Source organism: Catenovulum sp. 2E275 (genome assembly GCF_025515275.1).
Lineage (GTDB): Bacteria > Pseudomonadota > Gammaproteobacteria > Enterobacterales > Alteromonadaceae > Catenovulum.
This window is the reverse complement of the sequence record NZ_JAOPFU010000009.1, coordinates 60,735-72,823: the sequence shown is the minus strand read 5'-3', so window position 1 is coordinate 72,823 and position 12,089 is coordinate 60,735. Positions and strand designations below refer to the sequence as shown.

The 12,089-nt window shown below is 36.1% G+C and carries 17 protein-coding genes; 1 reads left to right on the top strand and 16 read right to left on the bottom strand.

Features of this window, described 5'->3' with window-relative positions:
- Positions 1-10: 10 nt before the first annotated feature.
- Positions 11-1,513: a PepSY-associated TM helix domain-containing protein gene (locus N7931_RS07035; protein WP_262792951.1), complete on the bottom strand. Its 1,503-nt coding sequence runs from the start codon at positions 1,511-1,513 to the stop codon at positions 11-13.
- Between the two features lie 318 nt (positions 1,514-1,831).
- Here N7931_RS07035 and N7931_RS07030 point away from each other — a divergent pair, with 318 nt between their 5' ends.
- On the top strand, positions 1,832-2,161 hold the full coding sequence (locus N7931_RS07030; RefSeq protein WP_262792949.1) for a DUF1904 domain-containing protein: 330 nt from the start codon (positions 1,832-1,834) through the stop codon (positions 2,159-2,161).
- 40 nt (positions 2,162-2,201) lie between these two features.
- On the opposite strand, the gene N7931_RS07025 is transcribed toward N7931_RS07030, so the two are convergent.
- The 15 genes from N7931_RS07025 to N7931_RS06955 all read right to left on the bottom strand — a co-directional run bounded on the left by N7931_RS07025 (position 2,202) and on the right by N7931_RS06955 (position 11,908).
- On the bottom strand, positions 2,202-2,885 hold the full coding sequence (locus N7931_RS07025) for a GNAT family N-acetyltransferase (RefSeq protein ID WP_262792948.1): 684 nt from the start codon (positions 2,883-2,885) through the stop codon (positions 2,202-2,204).
- A gap of 3 nt (positions 2,886-2,888) precedes the next feature.
- Positions 2,889-3,329, bottom strand: coding sequence for a DMT family transporter (locus tag N7931_RS07020; protein ID WP_262792947.1), 441 nt, complete (start codon positions 3,327-3,329; stop codon positions 2,889-2,891).
- Positions 3,326-3,952, bottom strand: a complete 627-nt coding sequence (locus N7931_RS07015; protein ID WP_262792946.1) for a nitroreductase family protein — start codon at positions 3,950-3,952, stop codon at positions 3,326-3,328. Before N7931_RS07015 ends, N7931_RS07020 begins: the two co-directional genes overlap by 4 nt.
- Before the next feature lie 79 nt (positions 3,953-4,031).
- Positions 4,032-4,610 (bottom strand): Crp/Fnr family transcriptional regulator, encoded by a 579-nt coding sequence (locus N7931_RS07010; protein ID WP_262792945.1) that lies wholly within the window; start codon positions 4,608-4,610, stop codon positions 4,032-4,034.
- A 3-nt stretch (positions 4,611-4,613) separates the two neighbouring features.
- On the bottom strand, positions 4,614-5,534 hold the full coding sequence (locus tag N7931_RS07005; protein ID WP_262792943.1) for a hypothetical protein: 921 nt from the start codon (positions 5,532-5,534) through the stop codon (positions 4,614-4,616).
- Between the two features lie 89 nt (positions 5,535-5,623).
- Positions 5,624-6,034, bottom strand: a complete 411-nt coding sequence (locus N7931_RS07000; RefSeq protein WP_262792941.1) for a septal ring lytic transglycosylase RlpA family protein — start codon at positions 6,032-6,034, stop codon at positions 5,624-5,626.
- Positions 6,035-6,051: 17 nt separating this feature from the next.
- Positions 6,052-6,360 (bottom strand): hypothetical protein, encoded by a 309-nt coding sequence (locus N7931_RS06995; RefSeq protein ID WP_262792940.1) that lies wholly within the window; start codon positions 6,358-6,360, stop codon positions 6,052-6,054.
- Between the two features lie 372 nt (positions 6,361-6,732).
- Positions 6,733-7,401 carry a hypothetical protein gene (locus N7931_RS06990; protein ID WP_262792938.1) on the bottom strand — a complete coding sequence of 223 codons (669 nt, stop codon included), beginning with the start codon at positions 7,399-7,401 and terminating at the stop codon, positions 6,733-6,735.
- A gap of 103 nt (positions 7,402-7,504) precedes the next feature.
- Positions 7,505-7,750: a hypothetical protein gene (locus tag N7931_RS06985; protein WP_262792935.1), complete on the bottom strand. Its 246-nt coding sequence runs from the start codon at positions 7,748-7,750 to the stop codon at positions 7,505-7,507.
- A 65-nt stretch (positions 7,751-7,815) separates the two neighbouring features.
- Positions 7,816-7,965 carry a hypothetical protein gene (locus tag N7931_RS06980; protein ID WP_262792933.1) on the bottom strand — a complete coding sequence of 50 codons (150 nt, stop codon included), beginning with the start codon at positions 7,963-7,965 and terminating at the stop codon, positions 7,816-7,818.
- 301 nt (positions 7,966-8,266) lie between these two features.
- On the bottom strand, positions 8,267-8,833 hold the full coding sequence (locus tag N7931_RS06975) for a helix-turn-helix domain-containing protein (protein WP_262792931.1): 567 nt from the start codon (positions 8,831-8,833) through the stop codon (positions 8,267-8,269).
- A 36-nt stretch (positions 8,834-8,869) separates the two neighbouring features.
- Positions 8,870-9,802 (bottom strand): hypothetical protein, encoded by a 933-nt coding sequence (locus N7931_RS06970; protein ID WP_262792930.1) that lies wholly within the window; start codon positions 9,800-9,802, stop codon positions 8,870-8,872.
- 157 nt (positions 9,803-9,959) lie between these two features.
- The gene (locus N7931_RS06965; RefSeq protein ID WP_262792928.1) at positions 9,960-10,415 is read right to left on the bottom strand and encodes a hypothetical protein; all 456 of its coding nucleotides are present in this window, start codon (positions 10,413-10,415) and stop codon (positions 9,960-9,962) included.
- Complete coding sequence (locus tag N7931_RS06960) at positions 10,408-11,061, bottom strand: hypothetical protein (protein WP_262792927.1); 654 nt, start codon at positions 11,059-11,061, stop codon at positions 10,408-10,410. The genes N7931_RS06965 and N7931_RS06960 overlap by 8 nt, the downstream gene beginning before the upstream one ends.
- A complete protein-coding gene (locus tag N7931_RS06955; RefSeq protein WP_262792925.1) occupies positions 11,045-11,908 on the bottom strand; it encodes a hypothetical protein in 864 nt (287 codons plus the stop codon). The genes N7931_RS06960 and N7931_RS06955 overlap by 17 nt, the downstream gene beginning before the upstream one ends.
- Positions 11,909-12,089: the final 181 nt, after the last annotated feature.

Sequence of the window (12,089 nt, the reverse complement as noted above, 5' to 3'; positions counted from 1 at the left end):
AATCGCCCCTTTATACCTTAATTTGATTAACTTGCTGCTGCCTTTGTTTTAAGTAGTTAAATAAAACAAACATTGTTAAGCCTGAAAAAATCGTTAATAAATCAATAATGAATAATGTCCAGTCTCGTGGATACTGATAACTGAAAAGATGACGTTCAATCATAATGACACTTACAAAAGGAATACTAAAAAATAAAACTGCATTGATTAAAGCACCATCGCGCCATGTTTTGCTTGCCCCTCTTAATATTGGATAAAGCAAAAAAACGAACCAAGTGGCAAAAAAGCAATGGATCTCCATTTGCGCACGATCAGTAAAATCTACCGGTAATAGCCGATTACTTAATAAATAAACGGCTACAGCCGCGGGTAACCCCAAAATGAAACCGGCATTTAATCCACTAACTAACTTATGACCAAAAGGCATTTTATTTTGCTGTTTTAACTTTTTCTGACGTTTTTCAAACCATAAAATTAAGCCAGTTGCGACCATAAGTGTGCCCATCACGCCAGATAAAAAGTACATCCAACGTAATCCGGTATCAGCAAAACGCCCGGCATGTAAGTTAATCATGGTTTTACGGGTTTGCTCAGCACTGTTAGTTAAAGCTGTATTTTCCAGTAACTCACCAGTTACGGCTGAATAAGTAAGCGTTCGGTAATCTGACAATAAATGCTCAGTTGGCGCTTCATAAAATTTGATAATTGCATTTTTATCGCCCGGGTTTAATACCTCAATATAAGCAACCGGAACACCGTTTAAAGCTTTTTGTGCGGTTAAATAAATATCAGAAAATGGCAGCATATTAGCAGCTTCACCAACGGCTTTAATCTGTATGCCTTGTGGGGTTATTGCATTAAAATATGCGTTGCGGTCTGAAAAACTTAAATTAATAGCCGATACTAAATACATTAGCATCAAGGTGACTAGCCCAGTGTAGGTGATCATTAAATGAAAAGGCAGCGCTAAAACCGAAGTTAAAGTATGCGCATCTAGCCAGCTTCGAGGTCCTTTAAATAATTGCAGGGTAAAAAAGTCTTTAAATATTTTTTTATGAATAATAATACCGGTAATAATTGCAACCAGCATAAACATAGAACAAATACCAACAAACCACCTTGCCCAAAATACAGACACATAATGTAAATCAAAATGAAAACGGTATAAAAAATTACCGCCACGGGTATCTCGCAAAGTTATCTCTTTGCCCTGCCCGTCAAGCACGGCTTTAACAAAACCACGGCCACCCGCATTTTTATCTCGCCAGTATAAAGTGCTAACCCGCTCGCGCTCGCTTGGCAAAGTAATGGACCATCTTGGTGAAGCCATCGCCTTAGCTGATAAAAAAGTTTGTACCTGCTCAATAGCCTGCTCCGGCGGCGCAACAACCTCAACTTCCGGCATCATCCATTGAGTAATTTCATGTTGAAAATACGCTAATGTACCAGTTAAAAATACTGCAAATAATACCCAGCCAACAACCAAACCTGTCCAAGTATGTAACCAAGTCATACTATCTCGAAAGCGCGCTTTCATAATGTGTTAAATTTACTCCACTTAATTGCCCGATACGCTTTTAGTAAAGTGATCAGGGGCAAAAATAAAACGCGTATTAAAGCATGAAACGGGTTTAAAATAAAAATTATTCTCATTTTTTTTATTCATTCTACTCAGGTTAGCAGTTACCCTAAATTTTTAGCACTTTAATTTAATTCTTTTTTAAACCCGGTTTGTTATCCAAATTTAATTAGTTATTCAGCCATAAAATATTAATCTACAACGAAACAAAGCGAGCTATAATCTTGCCTCCAAAATTTAAGAGATATACACATGCCACATTTAAGGTTTTTTGCAGTAGAAGAAAATGTTGTTGAAGTTTTATCTGAGTCATTAGCCGAAGAACTGGCGCAGATAATTGACTGTCCGGTCGATTATTTCACAATGCAAGTCATGCAAAGCCAGTTTTACCGCTCAGGAAAAAAAACAGCTGGAGAAGCTTACGTTGAAGTACACTGGTTTGCCCGTAGCCAAGTATTGCAAAACCAGTTTGCCGAGCATTTAAATAAACGCTTAAAAGCATATTACCCTGAGCAAGATATTACCGTGACTTTTACTCAGTTAGCCGGTGATAATTATTACGAAAATGGTGAGCATTTTTAATTTTTAATCTTAATAACAGGCAATTAATGCCTGTTATTTTTTACTGAAGCTGTACTTTATATAGCGTAGCTAAAGAAATAAACCCTAATTGTTGATAAAGTTTCAATCCCGCCTTTGATGCTTGTAAGCTTACCTGTTTAATGTCTGGTAGTTTTAATTCTGCCAAGATGTGGCTCATCATTTTTTTGGCAATTCCCATTCCCTGATAGTTGGGATGAACCCCTACCTGATGCAAACCTAATACGTCACCAGTTTGATAACTAATGGCCGTACCAGCAATAAAACCTTTATCTAAGTACGCAAATAATCGAGCATTGGGGTTATTTAATAAGTTTTTAATTGCAACTATATCAATTTGATAACCAAATGCTTTGCTACATGTATCGACCCAATTTTGAATTAAGTGAAGATCGGTTAATTGTTTAACATCAGGACAAAATCCCGAAAAATTAATGTTGCGATCCAATCCTAAATTCATAATTTCTAGACTAACAGATTGTTTAGTATTTTCTGCATCAAAACAGGGCTTTTCGATAGTCGCCAAAACGATCTTTTTGTGTAAGTTAGCACGTTGTTGTATTTTATGGGCATCAAGCAGTGAATAGTCTTTTAACCAGAAATGATTCGGCCAAATCTCCTGTTCAAAATGACCATTTTTAAATTGACCACCAAGCGTTAGCCAGAAATGGTGTAAATTATTTAAGTTTTTCTGTAATTGGTCCATTATCTACTCACCCCTATTAATTAACATTATCCCAAAAATCATAAACATAGCACCTATCAGCTTACTTATATTTACCATTTTTATTGGGCTAGAAAAGAGTCCATAATGGCTAATGATCATAGCTAGTATCACCTGTCCAGTTAACGCATAACTCATTAAATTAGCAACGCCCATTTTGGGGATTAAATAATATAAACTACCCACTCCAACCACACTAAACACAAATGAAAACCATGAATACCAAGGTACTTTACTGATTACATCGTTTGGTAGTGGTTGATTTAGTCCGAGTAATAATAATCCGACTAATAAAGAACTGGTTAAAAATGCATAACAGGTGGCTTTTAAACTGCTATTAAGCGCTACACCTAATTCAGCATTCATTGCAGCCTGAATTGCAATACACGCACCAGAAAAAATAGCTAACAAGGCGAATCCACTCATAAGTTCACCACTAAATCCAGTTTTGACTTCCGGTGTTTTTGCCTATGTGCGGTATGATCAGTTTCAGCTCTAAAGCCAAGAGGGCATAAAACGACAGAAGTCAGGTTTTGTTCTGGTAATGTCAAAATCTGATTAAGTTCATCTACATTAAACCCCGTCATTGGACAAGCATCAATTCTCTTAATTGCCGCAGCCGCTAATAAAGTGCCTAACGCAATAAAACATTGTTCTTGTGCAATCTTCTGTTGCTGCTCTTGAGGTAATCCCAATAAACTCTGAATAATCTGCTGTTTATAACTATTTAAACTTGATTCACTGATTTGTTGAGTATGAGCAAGCTCTTTGATGTAAAGTGAAATATCGTCTTCTGCAATGGAGGTTTGAGCAGCAAAAATGAACAAATGTGAACATGACAAAATTTGAGGTTGCTCAAAACAAGCTGCTGTTAATTGACCTTTTAACCTATCTGATTCGACAATAAATAACTTAAAAGGTTGCAACCCAAATGCACTCGGTGATAAACGAATACTTTCAATGAGATAATTAAGCTGGGAAAGAGGTAATTTTTTTCGATTAAATGTTTTTACGGCATAACGCCAGTTGAGTGATTCAATTAATGACATTGTTTTCTCCTTTATCAATATCATTAATTTAAAATGTTGCCACCACACTTTCATTTACATATGTTGATAAATATAAAATTTATATTTGTTTTTTAATCCTGCTTAATTGTGTTGGTGTTATCCCTAAATAACCAGCAATATGATATTGAGATAGTCGAGTAGCAATACCTGCATAATCCTCTAAAAATACCCGATACCTTTGCTTAGCTTCATTTTGTAAATAGCCAATTTCTTTAGGCTCTTTTTCTAGCAACCAATGTGTTTCTAAATAGCTAATATGCAAACGCATAAGCGCTGGATCATTTAAAAGCAATTTACGAAAGCGTTTGAAATTAATTTCAATAATATCGCACTGCTCAAGAGCTTGAATTTCAATAAAACTCGGGGTTTGGGTCAATAGCGCGGTCATACAACCGGGAAAACGCCCCTCAGCAAAAAAGTTTTTATTAAACTCGTTGCCTTTATCATCAATAACATAAGCTCGCATTAAACCTTTATTTAAAAAAGCAAAGCTTTTTGGTTGTTCACCCAATGAATATAAAATATCACCTTTATTTAATTGTTTGAATGAACAACAAGTTAAATACGATAGCCAACTTTTTTCCGGAAGTTTCTCATAACGGCTAAGAATTCGCTTTAAAAAATCAAAGCTTTGCAAAAGCTATAACCCTAAATTAGGCAATACAAAAGATTTGGTATTAGAGTGCAATCTAATCCAAAGGCCGGGGTTTGCATTTAACTGAGCCATTAATTCAGCTTGATTTGAACTTAGCTCGGTATTTAATACATTTGCATAAGTTTTCACTTTAGCCGGAGCAGAATCTGCATCAACCACAGACTGAACGACTTTTTTAGCTTGCAAAATAGCCGCAGGTCCCAAGGTTAAAATAAACTTAGCCGCCCTACACTCTTGCTCATCTTGCTCGTTAATCACGCTGCCACCCGCTTTAAATTTACTAATGTGATGCTCTAAAATGCTGCTTGAAATTGGAATTAATCCAGCAACATGGGCAGCTTTTGCGCCAGAAAACGGTTTAATATAAGCAAGGTGGGATGCTGCATTTTCTTCTGGCCCGTGGCCAATAAAAAAGATATCTAGACCACCTAAAGATTCAAGCTTATTTAAATAATTAATCAAACCTGCTTCTAAATCCTGAGTATCGGTTTGCATAGGGGTAAAACTTTTAATTTTTTGGAAAAATGCATCGCCTAAAATTCGTTCAAAATCTCTGACAAAACTTAAACAGTTATTCATTCCCATTGGCGCTAATGCATCCTGAGTGAATACATTTAACCGACCAAGTAGTGCGTCATGCTCTGACGACTTAGCAATTTCGCCTAATAAACGGTGTAATTCTTGAGCTCCACGGCCACCTAAAAGCGCAATATTAATATCGCCACTTTTTGCTGCTGCCGTTTCAAATAACTCGTTTAACATGGCCTGACCCACTGCGGCTTCTGACTCAAGCACTGTTGGGGTAATACCATAATCCGTAAACTCTGTATGTTGAGAAGCTGCTGGTGCTAGCCAAATATTATGATTATCTTCTTCTTTAATAAAATTTGAGACTGTTGAATTCATCTATTTATCCCCTTATTTCTTTCATTATTTCTTGTTAAATGCTTTTCTGTATTGAGCTTAGTTTTTATTTTAGCTTGGTTATTTTAGGCTTAATCTATGACTTCAAGCGTTACACTGATCACACCTGAGTTTAAATCTGCAATTTGTCCAAATGCAGTTTTAGTTAAATCAATTACTCTACCCGAAACAAAAGGACCGCGATCATTAACTTTAACCACCACAGATTGATTATTAGCTTGATTAGTCACTTTAACATTTGTGCCAAATGGTAAAACCGGATGCGCCGCAGTTAATTTATTTTGATCAAAAGCCTCGCCACTCGCAGTCGTTTTACCATGATAATGCGCCGCATAATACGAGGCTTTACCATTTTGTTTAAAACCCTGCGCTTGGGTTTGATCCTGCATTGGTGTTGGCGCGCTTGTACAACCAGCCAGAGTTAATAATGTGAGCCAACAAACCGATTTAACCCAGTTATTAATTATAAAACGTTTTAACATAAACACTCCTGTTAATATTAATCTTGCGGATCGGCCAGCGTAAATACCAGATGCCTGCGCATATCTTTAATTAATATCCCTTTTTTAAACAATAAACCCGCCAAATATTTTTGCCATGCTAATAATTCTGGCTCACACACGTTTAAATCCGGTTCAGTTTCAAACTGTAACCTAACCAATAAAGAACCGGGAAAAGCATCGTAATCCATACTAAACCAAGCTTGTTTAACTCCAGTTAACTCGCTAAATGCTTTTTCTTCCAATTTGGTAACCGCCGCCATCACCGCCGTTTGCTGTTTAATTTGTACTTTTGATAGTTTTTTCATTATTGTCCAAACTGAGTTATTAACTTAATGATTTCTCATAAATAGAACGAAGACAAAGTAAGCCTAAAACCCTTGCTACAACCCCCCCTTTTTAACATGAAAAATTAAATTGCAACGAAGACAATCTTAACTCACTAATCTAAATGAAATTTTTTATTCAAATTTCAATTCTTTAATTTAATTAAGCATAGTCATTTGAACGAAACAATATACCTAAAATAAGTACGACATGAACAATTTTACAAGAAGGTTTGCTTATATTTCACTGAAAAGAACAGCATAAATAAAAAACAGTGTCTGTACGTTAGAGTAGCTCTGTAACATTAGCTGTTGAAACGTCTTCATCAACCGTGTAAGCGTTTCGTAATCCGCCTATAGTGGTTCTGAATGTAAAGACTTTACAGCTGTATGATTGAATACTGTGGATTTCTTACCATCAAAATAGGCGCATTGGTGAACATTACAAATTATTGAATAACCCTTGTACTCTTGGATCTCTCCCTTTGCATTTATTACTTGTAAAGTATCCATAGGCACTCCATGAGCATTAATTTTTTCCATATATCGCTGTGCACCTTCCTTACCTGTATGCTCAGCGGCAACTAGAACAATCAAAACAGAAAGATAAAAAAGTACACCTGCTACAACGTAGCTAAAGACTTTCATTGAGAAATTGGCAAACCCTTCTAAAGCTTGGTTTAACTGTATTTGCTGGGGCTCACTAACAAATAGCTTTTGAATAGAAGAAAACAAAGACTTAAACATATCAAGTCGTTTGGTTGTTTCAAACACTATTAACGCTCCCCATGAGGTGATCAAGACCCCCGCTGCACACATGATCACAAATCCAATATTAGGTGCTGTTAAATTGGCAAAAGCTAAAAAACCTTGGAAGAAAACTCTATCAATAGAAAAGGGAAATTGTGTTTCCTCTATTCCAAACGCTTTTAAATAACTTAAATGATACATCAACCCCAGCGCATACATCCCAGCTAAGGTTAAGCTAATCACTACAGAAGCATGATTTAATAAACTTTTCACTGATTACCTCATATGAAATGAAAACAAACTCTCTTCTAAACAGCACATGACAGGATGTTTGACACTGCCACACAAGAAAATGTATGACAGTATCAAAACCTCATTACCTTCCCTTATTTGACTGAGATAACACTGAAGCGGCAAAGGACTTAGTATCAGAACTATACTTACTACTTTTCATCACTTCAGATGCTTTAGTCTCCATTTCAGAACCAGTTTGATTACCTGTACTTGATTGGCTTAAAACTGAAGCTGCGAGAGACTTCTGTATATTCGAAGCAGAAGGGTCCTTTAGAGTAGACGCAGCTTTTGAAGCTAACGACTTAGATGATTGTTTTGAATTTGTCATAATTTATGACTCCATAATTAATTTCAAAAAGGCATAAAAACAAAGCAATATGCCCGTTGTGTTGCCTAGGAATTCGCAGGGACCAAAATAGGCCAAGCTTTACAACCATATTGACGTGCATCTAATAGCTGATTTGACTTGGGATCTTTTCGATAACGACGAAAGATCAACTTCATGCCTTTAGGCACATCGATCTTCTTTTTTTCTTTAGCCATAAAATAGCTCCTAAAAAATTTTTCAGAGAGGCTAAAGGTTGAAATTAATTACGAAATAGACTAAATTTAGCCGCGCTTGGAACGTAAAAAATTCCTCAGATGAGCCTCTCAAGTATGGTTCATCATTACCTGACCTTGCTGGACACATGGTCAGGTAATCCTTTCCTTGATTAGCTTTTTGACATCATAAAAAAATCTAACTGATTCAGTTCTGAGTACAACAAAGCAATACCATCAAAATAAATTTTGATGGTATTAGTATACATATTAAAACCTGAGGATCAAACTTTTTTTTGATGGGCTATTTTATAGCGTAGTATTTATATTCAACTCCGCCGGTTTCAGACTTATCTTCAACGCGAAGTAAAAATCCATCTTCATAAAGGCTTTTCAACTTAGTGCTAGCATTATTTACTTTGTAATCAAGATGTTCAGCTACTTCACTCGCACTTGTAATTCCGTTGTCAAAGACGAATTTGAATATTGGTAGGTTTGTTTTTGAAGGTACACCAATCTTATCTGACTTAATGTGATCAAAAAGATCACCGTCATAGAATGGCATTGGTTGTTCGAGACTAAGTACCGGGGCCAAGATATTCAGCCTCAATGTCTCACTTGTAGCATCAATTAAACAAATTCCTTTCTGTTTCCGATACCTTTTTGCTAGACGCACCAATGCCTCCCTAGCGAAAGAAGCATCAAAAATAACTCCTTTTATAGAGATATAAAAAATTTTATATTCAGGTTTCTTATCGATAAAAAAAACAAGCTTGTCAAAAACCAGCTTGCCTTCATCGTCTCCGATCCCTTCTAAAGAATTTTCCTCGAAAATTTTCTTTAGACTAATTACATTTTCATTCTGTTTCATATTTTATATTGAAGCAGAAATGCGAATAGATTGCAATTATTTCGTGAAAGGTACAGCAAACGATATAAAAGTGCCTGATAACTCAAGGAGCTCATTTGTTACCTTCATAGAATCAACTAGCTTAGGTTTATCAGCTACCTTATAAAAATGATAATAGCTATCGTTCAAGCGAATATGCATATCAGAATTAGTTAGTTTTGCATGATGAAAACAAGTGCATAGCCCATTACCTCCCTGATCACCTTCCTTACTGGAAATGCCTCTGGTTAGCATTTCTACTATTAACTCCTTATCTGTAAAGTCCTTATACTTTTTATTATGAGCTTCAAAAGTTGACTTTAATGATTCAAGTAATCCAATACCACTATCACATACAACTATTTCAGCTCGATTATTCTTATATACTTGCAATGCAGCAAAGCCATTTAACTCTGTCTTACTGTGCTCACACACATTTCTAGTAAGCTCGCTAAATAAAGAAAAGAACTGAGTAAATAGCTCCTGCCTTTGATTTTCATTTATTTCGGGTATATTTTCCGTAATTTTTCGTGCAAGGGCTTTCGGCAACTCTTTATCATGCACAGAACCCGATATGCAATGAATGGATACGTATGAATTTCCAGACTTCTTAATCTTACCGACTTTTTTAATACTGCTGTTATTCTTAACAACCACATTATCAGACAAACACTCAATAAAGCCCATTGTTTCACAATATCCATAAAGCCTATTTGTTTTACCTGAAAAGTCTAAAGTAACTTTAACTCCTTTTTCATCAAGTTGATTTGCAACATTAAGCAGTCTGATAATTGTATTTATTGGTGCATTTGATTTTGCCTGAATTACAATAGTTAGCGCTTGCTTATTTGAGAAAATATTATCTTTAACTTGGAACAGTAACTTCTCAAAATCATAGCCAGATACCCACCCCGACTTCTTTTCCGTTTTAAACTGAATTTTAGCTGCCATTATTTACATTCCCTACGCTACAACTTGGGGGCACTCCCTATTTTTAAAGGGTTAATATAACTTAATGAGAGTACTACGAATAGCGGATAGCAACAAAATAATAAACATCATGGCTTTATTACTTTCTTAGTTAGTTACCTAATAGCCAATATTTCTGCTATCTAGTGTTAGAATTAATAAACTTTATTTCCTTATCGTCATCTAACTGTTTAAGCACCTCTTCCATAGTTTCAATACCTCCTTCAGCAAAAACATCTATGGGTTTACAGCCTGAAAAGTAAGAACTCTCGTTAGTTGAAGTCATAAAAGTAGATATAGACTTTGAGTTGCCAAGTAAATTTCGGAGCGTCGTATTGAGTGTACGTACTATTTGAATTCTTCTCCCCATCTCAACTTTATCCACATCAAATGGAAGTACTGAAATTATTTGCTCCGGCGATGCCCCCCACTGACTGAGGATATTAATAGCCATTAGCTCTTCACCATCCGCTTCAAATAGTTTCCTAATCCCATTGCCGTATTCAGGGGATTCGATACGAAGAAACAGCTCCTCAAGGTCTTTATCAATTTTGTTATCTTTTTCTGCTTCGCGATTTGTATTGTCATTACTCATAACCCCTCCGGTGATCTGAACACAGCTTATTTAACTCAGAGAAAATACTAAATGCTTGAGTACGCAGAAGCTTGTGTAACTGGTTACGGTTACCGAACTTAGCTGCACTGTAATGTTCAATACAGCGTATGTCTGCATTACTTATCTCAAGTGGATCAATACGAATAGTTCGACGAACATGTTGCTGTAGACCTGCAACAGCATCGATAATCCGCTCAAACACATATTCAACACCATTTTCTTTATTTGCTAAATCTTCAAAATTAAATTGCCAGAGTTTTGTTCCTGGCCGCAATGCTTGAAATGAAAGCAGACATGAAGGTTCAGTTGTATCAACTATATATGGAGTGTGCTTCAGCCGATTTTTTAACGACTCAACCAAATCATGTTTCAACCCTAAATTAACCGAGTATTGGATGTAGACATCTTTTGTTGGCTCAATGAAAAACACTTCTCCCCAATGAGTCACTTCAATAGCGTACTTTGCCTCCTTAAGCTTTTTAAATAGGGCCTTGGTGAACCTCATCACATCTTCAAAAATATCGTCTGGCACATCAATACCTCCAATATTTCTTTGATGATACATTAATGCAACCCGCCGCTTTTTGGCTTGTCTAATAGACTTTAATTTATCCGTCAGATTCATTATTTAAGATCCCAAAGCTGATTGATTCTTGCCGTTTTCCTATTTCTCCCTTTTGAGTAATATTTGCTCCATTGATATAGATAACGCCTTCGTGATAACTCACTGACTCTGCGACCAATTGAACAGGTTTTCGGTGACGGTTAATATCAAAGTAAACCCAATCGCCTAAAGCTATTTGTAAACTTTGATATAACAACCTCGCGCATAAGTTTTCGAGGCTAAGTTCTTGCTCTGTAGTGAGCCTATCCAATGCCGCTACTTCTAATTGCAATGAATCAATATATCGCTGATTTTCGACAGACATTAATTGCACAGATGAGTCAGCTAGTGAGATTAAATCATCCCTCACCTGCTCAAGCTTTTCTTGCATATCCAAAGTTCGAAGATAGCTTTGATACTTTGCATCAATTTCAGTTATTAACGCTTTCGAACAAGGTAACTCGAAAGCAGTCGTATCAACTGACTTGAGCACGTGCTCCTCAACCAATTCGCTTATAGGCAATGATACAGAACGATATAAGCTCTCAGCTTCAAAGTTATATTTACCAGTTATAAAAAGCTCTGTGGCAGATACATGAACGATTGACTCTATCCCAAAGTGGAAACGCTCTGTTACCCCATAAAACCAAACTATGTCACGCCAAAGAAACGACAAACTTTTCAGGTCTTTTTCAACTAACCAACATCTTAGTTCTGTCACTTTATCTACGAAGCTTTGTGTGACAGGTAATCGACAAAAAAGAGGCTTGGGTTGAACAAAATACTCGTAAGTTCTTGCCTTACTATCCTCGTACATTGGTCGAATTCCTAAACAAATAACTCGCTTAGGTGTTGAAACAATATTCATTCAATCTCCCAGTAAAGATGCTTCCCGACTAAACATGCATCAAGGAATAAAATTAATACCATCATTTAACTAATAGCAGAGAATTATGGAAAATTGAGGAAATTCACTAAAATAAATTTATAACTATTGAAGTTTAATTATCGTCTTGGTGTATAGCGAACAGCCGTTCATTATTAGGAGG